Origin of the sequence: Pseudomonas kielensis, from assembly GCF_030505375.1 — a bacterium.
GTDB classification, from domain to species: Bacteria; Pseudomonadota; Gammaproteobacteria; order Pseudomonadales; family Pseudomonadaceae; genus Aquipseudomonas; species Aquipseudomonas kielensis.
Window position 1 is genome coordinate 5,668,355 of record NZ_CP130043.1, and the last position, 15,859, is coordinate 5,684,213.

The following is a 15,859-nucleotide window of genomic DNA, read 5'->3' on the forward strand; positions in this document are numbered from 1 at the left end:
AAGCGTTTGCAGCGCCGCGATCAGCCTTTGGTCAGCAGCTTGCACTTGCTTTCGGATTCCGGGCGGTAGGCCTCGGCGCCAGGAATAGTGCGCACGATTTTGTACAGGTCCCACTCACCCTTGGACTCGGCCGGGGTCTTGACCTGGGCCAGGTACATGTCGTGGACCATGCGGCCATCGGCGCGGACCTTGCCGTTCTTGGCGAACATGTCGTTGACCGGCGTCGCCATCATCTGCGCACGCACGGCCTGGGCTTCGTCGCTGCCGGTGGCCTTGATCGCGTTGAGGTAGTTGGTGGTTGCCGAATAGATGCCCGCCGGCACCATGCCCGGCATTTTGCCGAAGCGTTTGTGGTAGCGCTGGGCCCAGGCACGGCTCTCGTCGTTCATGTCCCAATACCAGCCGGTGGTCAGCATCAGGCCCTTGGTGACATCCAGCCCCATGGCATGGATATCGTTGAGAAACACCACCATGCCGGCCAGTTTCTGCCCGGACTGGGCCACGCCGAACTGGCTGGCGGTCATCAGCGAGTTGACGGTGTCGGAGCCGGCGTTGGCGAAGGCGATCACGTCCGCACCGGAGCCCTGGGCCTGGAGGATGTAGGAAGAAAAGTCGCTGCTGGGGAACGGGTGGCGCACTTTGCCGACCACCTGGCCGCCATCGGCTTCGACCACCTTGGTGATGTCCGCTTCCATTGCATGGCCGAAGGCATAGTCGGCGGTGAGGATGAACCACTTCTTGCCGCCTTCGGCCAGCACCGACTTGGCCGTACCGTTGGCCAGCGCGTAGGAGTCATAGGTCCAGTGGATGTGGTTCGGCGAACAGTACTCGTTGGTCAGGCTCGACGCCGCGGCGCCGGAAATCAGCGCCAGCTTGCCGGACTGCTCGACCACCTTGCTGGCGGCCAGTACCACCGAGGACGCCACCATGCCGGTGACCATGTCGACGTTGCGCTCATCGACCCACTGGCGCACGGTGTTGGCGCCGACGTCCGGCTTGTTCAGGTCATCGGCGCTGAACACCACGATCTTCTTGCCGTTGACCTGCCCACCGAAATCCTCGATGGCCATGTTCAGGGCTTCCAGGCCACCGGGGCCGGACAGGTCGCGATAGGTGCCCGACATGTCCGCCAGGTAGCCGATGCGAATTTCGTCGTCACTGATCTGCGCCTGCGCCGCACCGGCAATCAGGCTGGAAATCAGGATGGCGCTTGCTGTGTGCTGAAAAACCTTCATGTAGTTCACCCACTGTCCGAAGTTATTTTTATTGTTCCAGGCAAAGCGGCCCCGTGCCGTCGAGCCTCAAGACTCGGCGACCTGCGTGATGCGCGGGGTAAAACGGGTTCAGACGCCCAGGCAGCGGTGCAGCAGTTCCTGTTTGGCGTCCAGTTCAGCGGCACTGATCTGCTCGACGATCTGACCGTGCTCCATCAAGTAATGGCGGTCAGCCAACGGCGCAGCAAAACGGAAATTCTGTTCCACCAGGACAATGGTCAGGCCCTTGTGCTTGAGCTTGATCAACACCTCGGCGAGCTTCTGCACGATCACCGGGGCCAGGCCTTCGGTGATCTCGTCCAACAGCAACAGGTTGGCGCCGGTGCGCAGGATGCGCGCCATGGCCAGCATCTGCTGTTCGCCGCCAGACAGGCGCGTGCCCTGGCTGAATCGGCGCTCATACAGGTTGGGGAACATCTCGTAGATTTCATCGAGGCTCATGCCGTCGCTGCGCACGGTCGGCGGCAACAGCAGGTTTTCCTCGACATTGAGACTGGCGAAAATGCCCCGCTCCTCCGGGCAGAAGCCGACGCCCAGGCGCGGGATCAGGTGGGCCGGCAGGCCGATGGTCTCGGTGCCGTTGACCACGATGGAGCCGGTACGGCGACCGACCATGTTCATGATCGCCCGCAGCGTGGTCGAGCGGCCGGAGCCGTTGCGCCCCAGCAGCGTGACCAACTCGCCACGGCGCACTTGCAGGTCGATACCGTGCAGGATGTGCGACTCGCCGTAGAAGGCATGCAGGTCATTGACCCGCAGTTGTTCGAATTCAGGGCTGTGCAGCGCGTTCATGCTTGCGCTCCCTCAACCACCGCTTCACTGCCCAGGTATGCCTCGCGCACCTGCGGGTTGGCGGAGACACTGGCGTAGTCGCCCTCGGCCAGAATCGCGCCACGGGCCAGCACGGTAATGCGGTCGGACAGCTCACTGACCACGCTCAGGTTGTGCTCGACCATCAACACCGTGCGCCCCACCGCTGCGCGCCGCACCAGCTCAATCACCATGTTCACATCCTCGTGCCCCATGCCCTGGGTCGGTTCATCGAGCAACAGCACACTGGGGTCCAGCGCCAGGGTGGTCGCCAGTTCCAGCGCGCGTTTACGGCCGTAAGGCAGTTCGATGGTCTGGGTGTGGGCGTAGTCGAGCAGGCCCACCTCGTCGAGCATCTGCATGGCTCGCTCATTGAGGGAATCGAGGCTGCTTTCTGGCTTCCAGAAATGGTAGGAATCGCCACGCTTGCGCTGCAGAGCCACGCGCACGTTTTCCACCACACTCATGTGGCCGAACACGGCGGATATCTGGAACGAGCGCACCAGGCCCAGGCGCGCAATCTCGTTGGGCTTGAGGCGGGTGATGGGTTGGCCCAGGTAGAGGATCTCGCCGCGGGTCGGCGGGAGAAACTTGGTGAGCAGATTAAACACGGTGGTTTTACCGGCCCCGTTGGGACCGATCAAGGCGTGGATGTGGCCCTTCTGCACACGCAGATCAACCGAGTCTACGGCGGTAAAACCGCGAAACTCCTTGGTCAGGCCGCGTGTTTCCAAGACAAACTCTGGTGACATGTGGAGCCCTCTAACCTTGATTGTTTTTATTGGTTATGGCGCTGCTGGCACACTGTACTTCCTGTTTACGCTTACGTAAACGTTATGGAATATACAAAAGTCCTACAGGGACTACAGAAACAACTTGTGAGCAAATGTATCAGAGCTGCAACAAATACTGGCCAGTGGCTCAAGCACGGGCATCGGCGGGCTGATCGAGGCCGTATAAACGCGTTTATAAAGGCCTTGCACGCCGTTCATTTCGCAGCTCTTGGCACACGGCCCATCAGGTAGAACTCCGGGTTGGGCGGCGTGCCGGCCAAGGACACCAGGCGGTTGGAGAGACTGAAAAAGGCCGTCACCGCGCCGATGTCCCAAATGTCCTCGTCACTGAAGCCCACCGCCTGCAGGCGCTCGCGCCAGGCATCGTCGAGCGCGCCGCCAGCGGCGCCCAGGTGGAAGGCAAAATCGAGCATCAACCGCTGGCGCTCGCCAATCGGCGCAGTGCGGTGGTTGATCGCCAGTTGATCGGCCAACAGCGGGTCCTTGCTGTAGATGCGCAGGATCGCGCCATGGGCCACCACGCAATACAGGCAACCGTGGCGCGCGCTGGTGGCGACCACGATCATCTCCTTCTCTGCCGCCGTCAGGCTCTCGGACTCACGGTCCATCAAGGCATCGTGGTAGGCAAAAAACGCGCGAAACTCCGCCGGCCGGTGGGCCAGCATCAGGAACACGTTAGGGACAAAACCGGCCTTGTCCTGCACCGCGAGGATACGCTCGCGCAGGTCGGCGGGGAGTTGCTCGAGGGTATGGGGAACCGGGAAATGACTGATGCCAGAAGACATGGGACGTCCTTGATCGATGACCACGGTGAGCGAAAGACTCAGGCGCACAACGAACATCAGGACCCGAGCCGGGTGTTACGCAGGCTTACGTTAACGTAAAGGTAATTCTGCGACAACCGGCTTTTTCTTCTGCACAGGTGTAACGTTTAGGCCTCCTGGCTCAGCGCTGGCTGAGTTTGTCGGCGGGTTTGTTGTCCCGACGCGCTTCGAGCAGCGTCCTGGGCAAGGCGAACCCTTCGAAGCTGCGCTGGGTGATCGGGTTGTTGGCCTTCTGGGCCCCGATGCGATAACGCATCAGTCCATCGGCAATGGCGAAGGTCAGGTCCACGCTGGTGTCGGTGCGTGCGTTGAGGTGGCCCCGACTGAGCAGGCGAAACAGCGACCAGGGCCCGCGATAGCTCAGGCTGGCGGTATTGCCGGTGCTGTGGACGAGGGTCAGTTGGCTGCCACTGACGCTGCCCAGGTTGTTCGGCCAGACCAGGCCAGTACGCTGGGGAGCGCCGTGCTGATAGGGGATCAGTTGGCCGTCGACGCTGAGTAGGCTGCTCAGGCGCGTGGCACTCAAGGCCAGGGGCTCGACGGTCAGTTGCACCGCGAGATGGCCGCGATGGTTGAAGAAGGTGTCGCGGATACGCTCGGATTTTTGCAGTTGCTCCAGCACGTCGCGCCGCACCAGGTAGCCGCCGTGGCTGTCAGAGTAGAGGGCGTCCAGATTGTCCTTGAGGAACACCTTCAAGTACTGATCGTGGAACTGTTGCAGCCTTCCTTGCGGACCGAAGAAGGCTTCGAAGTCTTCCAGCGAAGCATCTTCACCACTGGCCTTGAACGGGTAGCGACCGGCCAGGCGCTCTTGGTAGAAGCTGTAGATGTCGCTGTCCCAGCGTTTCTCCAACTCCCGCAGGGCGGCAATCACCAGCACTTGGGAAGTTTGATCAGCGAGTTTTCTGACCTGCTGATTCAACGGTTCAGGCAGGCCTACCGCGACGCGCTGCAAGTTGGCGATCGGGTCGGCACCGTCCAGGGCAAAGCGGCTGAGCACGGTTTTCAGGGCCGCCTTGCCAGGGTCCGGATTATCGTGGACCGCCTTGGCATAGTCATACACCGCGGTGACGGAGCGCAGGGCTTCTTCGTAGTAGGACGGTCGCTCGCCCTGGGGGGTGATCAGCTCCGCCAGGCTGACGAAAGCCCGGCGAATACCGGCGGCCTGTTGCTGCGCATCCGACACCGGCTCCAGGGTGGTGGCTGGCTGCCCGTCCACCAACGGCAAGGCAGGATAGATCACGGTGTTGTCACGCAGGGTTTCCAGCAGCCGCCGCAGCGGCGCGGCCGGGCCGGTGACTTGCTCCAGCACCGCCACGCCATGGCTGAGGTCCTGGAAGTCGGTGACCGCAAACTGGTTCAACGCCCGCCGCCAGCTGTCCACGTAATCGGCGCTGTACAGGGCGCGCAGGCGCTGAGTCAGTACCTTGCGGTCTTCTTCCGAGTAGTCCAGCCGCTGGCGCTCGCCGAGCACCCACTGGTCAATCATTGCCAGGTCGATGATGTTCTGCGTACCCGGCTCGAAGTAGTCCTTGAAGCCCTTGGCGGTGAGCAGCGGCGCCAGTTGCAGGCCACTGCCCTCGCCCTCCTGGGTCTCGAGCAGCGGGCGATACACGATGTCGAAGGCCGGCCCGACCTCGGTGCGCAAGTCCAGGCACGGATCGCACTGCACCGCGGCCTCGTGCTGACGCTCTTGTTGCAAGCGCCGGTAACGGCCACGTACCGCCCATGCCCAGAACAGCAACGGAATGACCACCACCACGACACTGGCCGATATCCGCCTGTACTTCCATACTCTCCCAATCACGTAGACGAGATCTATCTTGAACTGCCGCGAGCAACATTCAGAATGAGGGGCGTTAGTGTGTGGGGCGCGGTTGTTTTTTTTATTGCTTCTGTTCTGGCCCTAATGATTATGATTGTTGCAGCATTAGCAGGACGGGGCATATCCACGCCAACTATTAACTTGGTCGGTTTAATCGCATTTATCGTTCCTTTATGGTTAGGAGTATATTACTGGCGAATGGACACCGAGGCCCCACGCGACGAACCCATCCGTTTCAACCGTCTACGTCGCAAAGTCTACGTCTATCGCTTCCACCACGACGGACTTCATCCTTTCAGCCGCACTACCTGGGGTGTACGGGCCGAAGTCTATGATTGGGACGACCTGCGGGCCGAAGCCTGCAGCATCTATGGCCCCATGGGCACTGGCGGCCTGATCCAAACCGTCACCCTTGCCGTAGTAAAGCCAGGTACCAACAAGGTGATCGAGCGCTTTCATTTCGCCCATGGCATCCAGCAGGGCGAGACCTACTGGGCCATGGCTCAACTTTTCATGCAGCAAGGTCCACACGCCCTGCCGACCTTTCCCAACCCGCCCCGCGATTGGAACAACGAGAACGTCCAATTTAACCTCGCTCGACGCCTGGCGCCCAAGGTGCAATGGCCTGCGGAGATGGACCTGGAATCACGGACGGCGCCTTGATGCTATTCACAGAACCGCTACTCGACGAACCAGCCCCATGCTGGAAACATGACCTGCCAGGACCCAATCAGGCACCGGACACGGAACCCTATCCCCCGGCACTTACAAACCCTCCGAATTACATTAGCGATGTGTACCTTGACCTTGCTTGCTCCACCATGAGAGTTCGTGGCGTGGGTATTTGGGTAGCTGGAGTTTGTTTCCTAGCGGCCCTCGTTGCTCCGCTACTCCTGCTCGGCTTTATTGTAGTGGTGAAGGCATTTCCTCCTCTCATAATATGCATAGCCTTTCTCATTGCGCTTACTGTCGGCCTATGGGGAGGAATCTACTTCTGGCGATTGGACACCGAAGCCCCACGCGATGAACCCATCCGCTTCAACCGTCTACGTCGCAAAGTCTACGTCTATCGCTTCCACCACGACGGACTTCATCCTTTCAGCCGCACTACCTGGGGTGTACGCGCCGAAGTCTACGACTGGGACGACCTACGAGCTGAAGCCTGCAGCATCTATGGCCCCATGGGTACCGGTGGCCTGATCCAAACCGTCACCCTGGCCGTAGTGAAGCCAGGTACCAACAAGGTGATCGAGCGCTTTCATTTCGCTCATGGGCTCCAGGAAGGTGAGATGTACTGGGCCATGGCCCAACTTTTTATGCAGCAAGGCCCACAGGCCCTGCCAACCTTTCCCAACCCTCCCCGCGATTGGAACAACGAGGACGTCCAATTCAACCTCGCTCGACGCCTGGCGCCTAAGGTGCAATGGCCTGCGGAGATGGACCTGGAATCACGGACGGCGCCTTGATGAATACACCTCCAACTTGCTCGGCAATCTGACTTCAAGTTGAAGTTAGGGCCTGCGCAGAACCAACCAAGAACCGAATGTGAGCAGTCATCATCCATGCCTGCGCCCACTGGGTGTCGTTGCTGCTGTGTTATGAGCCGAAGTTTCCACGGTCCATCGAGAAGGCCGGGCGGGGCGGGAGAACCCGCGCACCGGCAGGTACAGGTATTCCCCCCGAATGAAAACCCTGGTTCATGCCCGCCCGTGCGCCTTATCCGGCGGTTTGAATCACGTTCAAAACCGCCGGACGCTCATTCACACGTTGCTGAAAATCCCGGTGACCGGCTCGATATTGCCACCATAGGGCACAGTGGTTCCGGCGGCTTTGGCGAGGGTTGCCCAGATCCGCTGCATATCGACGAAGTGCTTCCCAATGACCGGGTTTCCCGAATGATGCTGTCGATCAGCCTGCGCGGTGATGTTGAAATAGCGTCCGGCGCCCTCTCCACTTTTAAGCAGCCCACTCGCGCCCCCCATGAGCACCAGGGGCATGTCGATCATATGTTCAGGTGCACCGTCGGCCATCTCGCTGGTCAGCACCACCAGGGTATGGTCGAGCAGGCTGTCACCGGGTACATGGGGGTCCTGATAGCGCGCCAGTTCATCCATGAACAGTTTGACCTGACGGGCATACCATTGCCGTGTGCCCTTCCAGAAGGCCTCCCCGGAATACCGATGGGCACAATCATGGGGATTGCTGGAGGTACTGACGTCGATGATGTTCAGCGACTCCGCCGAACGCCCGATCTGAATCGTTGCAACCCGGGTGATCCCGCAGCTCAAGGCAGTGGCGACCACCTGATGATGGTTGGCCTGGACACGCGTGCGGTCCCGCGCGGACCGGAAGTCCAGCGGCTCCAGGGTCACTGGCTTGCATTCACCCACTGGCGGTTGGGTCATATCCAGGTCCTTGATCACCTGTTCCACGGAGTCCAGATGAGTATCGAGCTTCTGTCGCTCGGCACCGGACAGCTTGCCCTTGATTTCCTGGATATCCGCCAGGGCCGTTTCCAGTAGCGCACGGCTCCTGGGCTGCGGACCTGTGGCAAGCCGCACAGGCTCCTTGAACAACGCCTCAGCCATCAACACCGGGTCGCGGTAAGGGGTGCGAATGACCCCGCCCTGGAAGGAGACGAACCAAGGCGTGCCATCCACACCGGCATGCGGCCCGGCAAACAGACTGCGATGGGAGGGCTCGGTGCCCGGCAAGGCCTGACCCAACAGGATATCGATCGACGACTGGCTCGAACCGCTGTCGCGCAAGACCCAGTTCCAACCGCTATGACCCACGTTTCCCGGCCCCAGGATTATCCCGCGCAAGTACAGCGATTGGTTGCGATAGGCCTCAAGCTCTGCACTGATTTCGTTCAAGGTAAAGGTCGTGGTGTCCATGCCCTGTGCCGTGGGATGCCACAACCCGCGCCCATCACCAAAACCGCCCCCGGTGTAGGAGTCCACCGCCAGGCCATCGGGCACCACCACCAACACCACCTTCAACTTGGATTGCTCGGCTTGCCCGGCCAACGCCATGCGCGCCAGGCCGAATTGGCTCAGCGGACCATAGACACTCGCCGCCGCCAGACCCTGCAGAAAACGCCGCCGACTTTTCAGAATATCCATGATCAATTCCTCTCGGTCTTGTAGATGAACGCCTTGGACGTCCCCAATGCCTTGAGCATCTCGGCCAGCGAGCCCGTCGATTTCAAACCATCGGCGATCGCCTTGACCGTGCCCGATGTCGAGGCGTCGGACTTGTTGCCAAAGACAAACCGGAAGTAACTGTCAGCCATGCAGAACTGCGAAGCCGGGTTGCGCGGAACGATGTTGGCGATGTCGCGAACATCGTTGATCGGTTCGGTTCCGGTAGCCATGAGGAACGGACCGGACGCCTTGATCGGCAGCATCTGCGGGTACTGAGCGTAGTTGTGGGCTTGCTCCTCGAGTCGATAGCGTCCGGCCGCGTCGTAGTGCTCCATCGAGGACCCGGTGTCGTTCATGTATTGGTGGCACTGCCAGCAACGTCCGCCGGAAGCCTGCTCACCGTTGACCGAGTCCCAGTACTCGCGGGTCGTGATGGCGCGTGGCGGATACGTTGGATCGGTAGGGTCGGCCTCCACTGGCGCGCCGAACTCACGGCAGAACATCTGTTCGCGAATCATGATGCCGCGCTTGACCAGCGACGTGGCCTGGTAGTCCGAGGTGGCAGCCTGGGTCATTCCCAGGTGCAGCAGCCCGCCGCGCTTGTCATCGACCGCGACCTTGCGCATCTCGCTGCCCGACACGCCGCCGATCCCGTAGTGCGCGGCCAGGGCCTGGTTGAGGTAGGTGTAGCGTGGGGTGAACATCTCCTCGAAAGTGCCGTTGTTCAACATCAGGTTGCGACTCAACAGGTACTGTTCCTGGGCCATGAGCTGAATCATCGGCCCACTCAGCCCGGGTTTTTCCTGCACGCCACGGTTGGTCTTGACGTAGTAGCTGACAAACCGGTTGAACTGCTCGATGCCCCGCTCCGTGCGCATCATGCGCTCGATCTCGGCACCGAGCTGTTGCTCGGTCTGCAGTTCGTTACGCTGCGCCTTGGCCAGCAGTTCGACATCCGGCGTGGTGCCGAGGAAGCCATAAGAGAGTGCGGTGGCGACTTCGAACGGGGTCAGTTGATAGACGTTACCGCCCTCGGCGGGGGGCGACCCCAGTTCGAAGCGATAGAGGAAGTTCGGCGACAGCAGCAACGCGGCGATCAGCCCCGGCGCGCCCTCCTCGTCGAACAGCGCTTGATAGCGCACACGCTCGGCATCACTGACCGGACGCCGGAACAACTGGTAGCCCAACGACGTCACCAGGTCCGATCCCGCCTTGGAAGAGGTCAGGGTCAGCAAGCGCGCCGGCGTCACACGCTCGGCTACCCACAAGGCCATGTCGTAGAACGCCTTGACGTCTTCGACCTGCAGAATGCCCAGGCTCGCCTCGCCCGGGTACTTGAAGTCTTTCTCCGACTTGTCCGCCGGCAGCTTCTCGGGGTTGATCTCGACCGCCAGGACATCCTTGACGCTGGCAGCGTACTCATCGGGCGTCAGCAGGCGCACCTGCCGTACCCCGTGAGACTCGCCCGGGTCCAGATACGGTTTCCAGACCACGTTGTACAGATGCTTGCTGATTTCCGTGGCGCAGGTGGTATCACAATGCCCGGACACCGGCATGCTCTTGATCTGCCGGACCAACGCATCCTGCCCCGCGACACTCCAGGCCAGGGCCATGCGCAAGCTGTCGAAGTACTCGACCGCGTGACATTTGGTGCAGGCCTGGGCCATGACCGTTTCGCCCAGGTTGTCCACGGCACGGTACACCACCGCCGGCAACTGGCTGTTCTCGCTGGACTCATCAATTTCCAGCAACTGCAGTTCAGGTTCAGGCTTGGCCTTGGCGTAGAACGGGTAGACCACCTTGTACTTGCCATAGTTGAAAATCTGCGTGGTGCTCGCGCCCCACGGCACCTGGATCACCCGCGCTTCGCCATCAGGCCGGGCCTCGTCGACCAGGCTGACGTGCCATTGCGCATCCGTCACAGAAGCCGGCTTGGCCGGGGCCTTGATTGTCACCTCGACCTCGAGCTGGACCGGCCGCTCGCGGTAATTAAGGACTATCTCCTGGCTCTTGTGGCTCGCCGACAGGGTAAAGACGGTGTTTCGCACTTGCGGAATCCAATCCCTCACATCATTGAGGCGCAATTGATATTCACCATAGGGCAGACCGTCGAGGACCAGGCTGGCCGCGCTGTTCGCCGGGTTCCATGACACATGGACCAGGCGGCGATTGCCATCCGCAGCGGTCAGGTAACCACTGATCATCTCTTGCTCGTAGCCTGCTGGCGGCAACGACGGGCGCAACGTCAATTGGGTGGGCGGCAAACCGCTGGCGTCATAGCGCACGCGATAAATCACCCCGGCCACATCGTCACTGATCAACAGGCTGCCGTCGGCCAGGCCCAGAAACTCGGCGGGCCGGCCAATGCAGGAATTGTCCAGGCAATACACGTCGAAGCGGTCGGGATCCTGGACAAAGCCATTGATCAGCGGGATCTGATTGACCACCTGCTTGGCGTCCTGAATCGTCAGCATCTGCACATTCATGCCGGGGTTTGCACTTGAGCCGGCACCGTGCACGGCCACCAACAGGCGTCGGGTATTACTGGCGCCGGGATAGCCGCTCCAGAACTTGACCCCCAGTGGCGCGGTGTTGGTTCCCAACTCGAAAGCCGCTGGCACGTAGTCGGCCGGGTTGACCTGGGCTGGCGCCTTGTCCGAGACAATCGCGCCCGGCACCAGCGGTGGCTGGATCACGCCGGGGTTCTGGTACTCCTCCTGCGTGAAACCGGGTGTGCCCTTGCCGAACAAATAGGGCACGCCGAAGTGCAAGTCGGGGTCGCTGATCACGTTGACTTCATCGGGGTTGGGAAAGCCCTGGCGATTGTTGTCACTGAACCACAGCTTGCCGTTATCGGGGTTGAAGTCAAAACCCACCGAATTGCGCACGCCCCTGGCGAGGATTTGCGACTCACCGGTCTCCAGCGAGTAACGCAACAGCGTGCCGTAGCGTTGATCGGCGGGGATCATGCACAGGTTGCAGGGAATGCCGACGGCGGTGTACAGCCACTTGTCCGTAGTCACCGGGCTGAAGCGCAACGGGTGTTTCATGTGCCAGATACGGGTGTTGGAACCGCTGGCCAGGGGCGGCAGGGGAAACAGTTTGTCATCGGCGGGGAAGTCGAGTACTCGCTCAGGCCTGGGGTCCTTGTAGTGGTTATCGGCATCGCGCAGGCGATACAGTCCGCCCGTGGTCGAGTAATACAGATCACCGTCGCGCCAGGCCACGCCATGGGGTTCTTCCAGGCCACTGGCGATCACATGGATCGCGGTCGGTCGGCCGGCGGCATCCAGTGGCAAGGCGTAGATCATGTCGGCAATCTTGCCGTCATAGACATACGACGGAATTGCGCTGGAGCCGACATAGAGCACCTTCTTGCCCATGGCCATCTGCCGAGGCTGAATCAGGCCCTGGGCAAACAATTCGATCTTGATTCCGGGCAGGCCGTTGAGCTTGGCGACGTCCACCGGCGGCCGGTACTTGACCTCCACGACCTGTTCTTCGCCCGCGTCCTGCTTGAACGAAACGATGCGCGGCGTGTTCAGCGGGACGAAACCGTCGGCGACATTCATCACCAGTTGATAGTCACACGCCTTGAGCTGGTCCAGGCGCAGGGTTTCATTGGCCTTGACACTGATGGGGATGTCCTCGGCCTTGCAGCGCAGCACCCCGGTCAACACTTGATCGGCCCGCGCCACACCAGGCACCGCCGGTTTCAGAGGCGCCTTGCCGCTCAGGGTGGCGAAGCTCAGCGTCAGTTGATTGCCCTCGAAGCCACCGCACGCGCCCAGGTCTTTCCAGGCATGAGACCAGTGATCATTGGGTTTTCCCGGTTCATAAGACGGCTGTTTACACCAGGCCCAACTGCCAACCCCCAAAGGGGCCTCGGCATCTTTCCAGCATTCGTACGCATGCTCGTGGTGAGTCACCTGCTGGCCCTGCTGGTACTCGGTGTTGGCGACATAGGCCGGCGCCGAACAGGACTCGCGGGGAACAGGCGCGGACTCAGCCGACAGGGGAAAAAACACCACACCGATGATCACGCACAACGCGACCAGTCCCAAATTCAGCAGCACGCGACACACACCGACGGACTTTTCCATGACTCAGGCCTCATGCGTCAGCCAAGCGCTTCGTCGCCCCGCAAGAACTGCTGATCGAGCGTTGCGAACCACCTGACCCTGGGCTGCCGCCGTATGGCGAGCCTAGCCCGGTGTAGTTATTGGAATGTCTTCCAATGCGGTTCCACTGCATGACCACAACATGGCTGGACAGCCATAGAGACAGGAACTGACAGACACTCGTCCTTGCACAACCACCCGTGGGTACGGGCGCTGCAATCAATTGTTGGAGCACGTGCTACAAACGCTTTTATGAAAGCGCCAATTGACAGGACGCGTCTACTGTCAGAGTTGACAGGTACTGGCTTGTGAAGCCGCCCGCAGACTTGCACGCCCCGGACGGCCCCCAAGCAGAGAATCAGCGATTGCGCCTAGAAATACTTGAGCCAGGCAAGGTCACGGCGGCGGCTCTTGAGCCGAGAGAACCAGCGCACCGGCAGGTACAAGGCCAACGCCAACAGCCCCGCCGCCAACCACACCGCCCACACTGAATCAAACCCGTAGTAGCTGCCCTGATTCAGGCCAAAGCACACCACTGCCAACAGGTAGGCGAACTTCAGAACGTACAGGTGCAGCAGATAGAAAAACATCGGTGCCGAGCCGAACACGCTCAATGCCAGAATCCAGCGACTGCCCTGGCGCCATTCGAAGCCGCGCAACAGCAGCAGGCCGAGGCTCAGGGTCAGGGTGATGAACAGCAGGGACGGCGGGTACTTGGTGATGTTGAAAAAGCTCATCAGCGTCTGCAGGGCACTGTCACCCTGGACCCAGGGTCTGTCGCCGTAGCCGTTGAGCAAGCGCAACCCGACGAAGCCCACCAGCCCGGCGATACCGCCGATCAAGAGTGCACGTTGGCGCCAGGCGGCGTCGCTGGCCTGGGCGAACCAGGGGCCGATGGCATATCCCAGGCCGATCACGCCGATCCACGGCAGCACCGGGTAGGAGGTGCGCAGGCGCAGGCCGTCGGAGAACTCGATCCAGCCGCGGTCATGCAACACCGCCCAAGGCACATGCAGCGCCGACTCCAGCGCGAAATGCAGGCCGTCCAGCAGGTTGTGCCCGGCAATGATCAGCACACTCAAACCCAGCAACAGCGGGCGTGGCAGCCAGACCAGCGCCGACAGGGCCAGCATGCTCAGGCCGATGGCCCAGATCACCTGCAGGTAGATCACTGTCGGTGGGATCTGGAAGGTCCAGGCGAAATTCACCAGGGTGATTTCCAGCAGTACCAGGAACAACCCGCGCTTGAACAGGAAGCTGCAGACATCGGCCTTGCCCGCGTATTTTTCGCCATACAGGTAGGCGGACAGGCCCGTGAGCAGCACAAAGATCGGTGCACACAGATGGGCCAGGGTGCGGCTCAGGAACAGCGCGGGTTCGGTGGTGGCAATGTCCATGGGGTCGCTGACCTGGCGGTGCAGCAGAAACGTTTCACGCACGTGGTCGAGCAACATAAACAGAATCACCAAGCCCCGCAGGGCATCGATGGAAAGCAACCGGCCAGTGCCGGAGGGTCGGAGAACAGCATTTGTCATGGAGGGGTTCGCAACGCAGAGGGTGGGAGGAAACGGCCTGTCTCAAGCCATTGGGCTTGATATTTAATGTAATAGTATTACATTACACAGCCCATTCAAAACCCCGTTGCACAGGCAGGCGTTGTCAGCCTGCCCAAGGTGTATGCAAGGACCCCATACATGATCAGATTCAAGCGCCTCGCCCTGCCCTTCGCCCTGGCCGCGCAGTCCACCACGCTGCTGGCCGGCTCGGCCCAGGAACAGTCTCGCGGGCTGGTCGAGGACAGCCGCTGGAGCCTGCTCAACCGCAGTGTCCTGGATCACCGCGAGTACCAGCACGGCGCGCGCAACAACGCTGCACGCAATGCCTACAAGCCGCGCAACGAACGCAGCGGCAACGCCCAGGAGTGGGGATACGGGTTGATGGGCAGCCTGCAGTCCGGGTTTACCCAGGGTCTGGTTGGGGTGGGCGTCGATGCCCATGCCTATGCCGCCTGGCAACTGGACAGCGGCGGCGGTCGGGCCGGCAAGGCGCGGTTGCTGGGGCTCGACAACGACGGTCATCCCAAGGATCAGTTCGGCCGCGGCGGCGCGGCGCTCAAGCTGCGCGCCTCCTCGACCACCCTCAGTTACGGTGAGCAACGGGTCAAGACCCCGGTCTTCAGTTCATCCGACAGTCGCCTGCTGCCGGAAACCGCCACCGGCTTCTATCTCAACAGCCAGGAGTTCGCCGGGTTCAAAATACTCGGCGGCCACTTCAACGAAAGCACCGACCGCAATGCCAGCAGCCACGACCAGGGGTTTGTGGTGAATTACTCCAACGCCAGGCAAGGCAACAACTTCGACCTCGCCGGCCTGGTCTTCGACGGCATTGAAGGGCTCTCCACCAGCCTGTACAGCGCGCGCTACGAAGACAACTGGCGCCAGCATTACCTGGGCAGCACCTATAGCCATGCCCTGGGGCTCGACCAGACGCTGACGCTGAACCTCAACCTGTACCGCACCCTCGACACCGGCCAGGCCTGGTCGGGCACGATCGACAACACCACCTGGAGCCTGCTCTCCAGTTACCGCAATGGCGCCCACACCTTCAGCCTGGGTTACCAGAAGGTCGATGGCGACACCCCCTTCGACTACGTGACCCGGGGCGCGATCTACCTGACCAACGCCATGCAACTGTCGGATTTCAACGCCCCCCACGAACAATCCTGGCAGGCTCGTTACGACCTGGGCATGCAGGCGTTCGGCTGGCCCGGCCTGGTGCTCAGCGCCGCCTATGTGCGCGGTAGCAATATTGATGGGCGCCACGTCGACCCGGCAGGTGGTTATGCCTACCTGGGTTACGGCGCGGGCGGCAAGCATTGGGAGCGCGACCTGGAAGCCCGCTATGTGGTGCAAAGCGGCCCGGCCAAGGACCTGGCCCTGTCACTGCGGCACAACCTGCACCGCGGCAATACCGCCCAGGCAGAGCTCGACACCGAGCAGATTCGCCTGGCCGTCGAGTACCCCCTCAACGGACGCTTCTGAGTCTGCCAGCCAACCACAGCCATT

The 15,859-nt window shown here is 61.3% G+C and carries 10 protein-coding genes and 1 pseudogene; 3 read left to right on the top strand and 8 right to left on the bottom strand.

Annotated elements, in window-relative coordinates; genetic code table 11:
* Positions 1 to 20: 20 nt before the first annotated feature.
* The 5 genes and pseudogenes from Q1W70_RS26305 to Q1W70_RS26325 form a co-directional block, all read right to left on the bottom strand.
* Positions 21 to 1,235: an ABC transporter substrate-binding protein gene (locus Q1W70_RS26305; RefSeq protein ID WP_185818661.1), complete on the bottom strand. Its 1,215-nt coding sequence runs from the start codon at positions 1,233 to 1,235 to the stop codon at positions 21 to 23.
* A 108-nt stretch (positions 1,236 to 1,343) separates the two neighbouring features.
* A complete protein-coding gene (locus tag Q1W70_RS26310; protein WP_166589445.1) occupies positions 1,344 to 2,066 on the bottom strand; it encodes an ABC transporter ATP-binding protein in 723 nt (240 codons plus the stop codon).
* Complete coding sequence (locus tag Q1W70_RS26315; protein WP_166589446.1) at positions 2,063 to 2,836, bottom strand: ABC transporter ATP-binding protein; 774 nt, start codon at positions 2,834 to 2,836, stop codon at positions 2,063 to 2,065. The genes Q1W70_RS26310 and Q1W70_RS26315 overlap by 4 nt, the downstream gene beginning before the upstream one ends.
* A 236-nt stretch (positions 2,837 to 3,072) precedes the next feature.
* Positions 3,073 to 3,663 carry a peroxidase-related enzyme gene (locus Q1W70_RS26320; protein WP_166589447.1) on the bottom strand — a complete coding sequence of 197 codons (591 nt, stop codon included), beginning with the start codon at positions 3,661 to 3,663 and terminating at the stop codon, positions 3,073 to 3,075.
* A gap of 160 nt (positions 3,664 to 3,823) precedes the next feature.
* Positions 3,824 to 5,359 (bottom strand): annotated as a pseudogene (locus Q1W70_RS26325) (ImcF-related family protein); the annotation flags it as partial.
* Between the two features lie 309 nt (positions 5,360 to 5,668).
* Here Q1W70_RS26325 and Q1W70_RS26330 point away from each other — a divergent pair.
* Both Q1W70_RS26330 and Q1W70_RS26335 read left to right on the top strand, forming a co-directional pair.
* Entirely contained in the window at positions 5,669 to 6,190 is a 522-nt protein-coding gene (locus tag Q1W70_RS26330) for a DUF6708 domain-containing protein (RefSeq protein WP_436799889.1), read from the top strand.
* 158 nt (positions 6,191 to 6,348) lie between these two features.
* Positions 6,349 to 6,993 (top strand): DUF6708 domain-containing protein, encoded by a 645-nt coding sequence (locus tag Q1W70_RS26335; RefSeq protein WP_367186793.1) that lies wholly within the window; start codon positions 6,349 to 6,351, stop codon positions 6,991 to 6,993.
* Positions 6,994 to 7,287: 294 nt separating this feature from the next.
* On the opposite strand, the gene Q1W70_RS26340 is transcribed toward Q1W70_RS26335, so the two are convergent.
* From Q1W70_RS26340 to Q1W70_RS26350, 3 genes are all read right to left on the bottom strand, one after another.
* Positions 7,288 to 8,652: a DUF1552 domain-containing protein gene (locus Q1W70_RS26340; protein ID WP_166589449.1), complete on the bottom strand. Its 1,365-nt coding sequence runs from the start codon at positions 8,650 to 8,652 to the stop codon at positions 7,288 to 7,290.
* A 2-nt stretch (positions 8,653 to 8,654) separates the two neighbouring features.
* Complete coding sequence (locus Q1W70_RS26345) at positions 8,655 to 12,776, bottom strand: DUF1592 domain-containing protein (protein WP_302098386.1); 4,122 nt, start codon at positions 12,774 to 12,776, stop codon at positions 8,655 to 8,657.
* Positions 12,777 to 13,165: 389 nt separating this feature from the next.
* Positions 13,166 to 14,329, bottom strand: coding sequence for an acetyltransferase domain-containing protein (locus Q1W70_RS26350; protein ID WP_302098387.1), 1,164 nt, complete (start codon positions 14,327 to 14,329; stop codon positions 13,166 to 13,168).
* Positions 14,330 to 14,488: 159 nt separating this feature from the next.
* Here Q1W70_RS26350 and Q1W70_RS26355 point away from each other — a divergent pair, with 159 nt between their 5' ends.
* On the top strand, positions 14,489 to 15,835 hold the full coding sequence (locus Q1W70_RS26355; protein ID WP_182344374.1) for an OprD family porin: 1,347 nt from the start codon (positions 14,489 to 14,491) through the stop codon (positions 15,833 to 15,835).
* Positions 15,836 to 15,859: the final 24 nt, after the last annotated feature.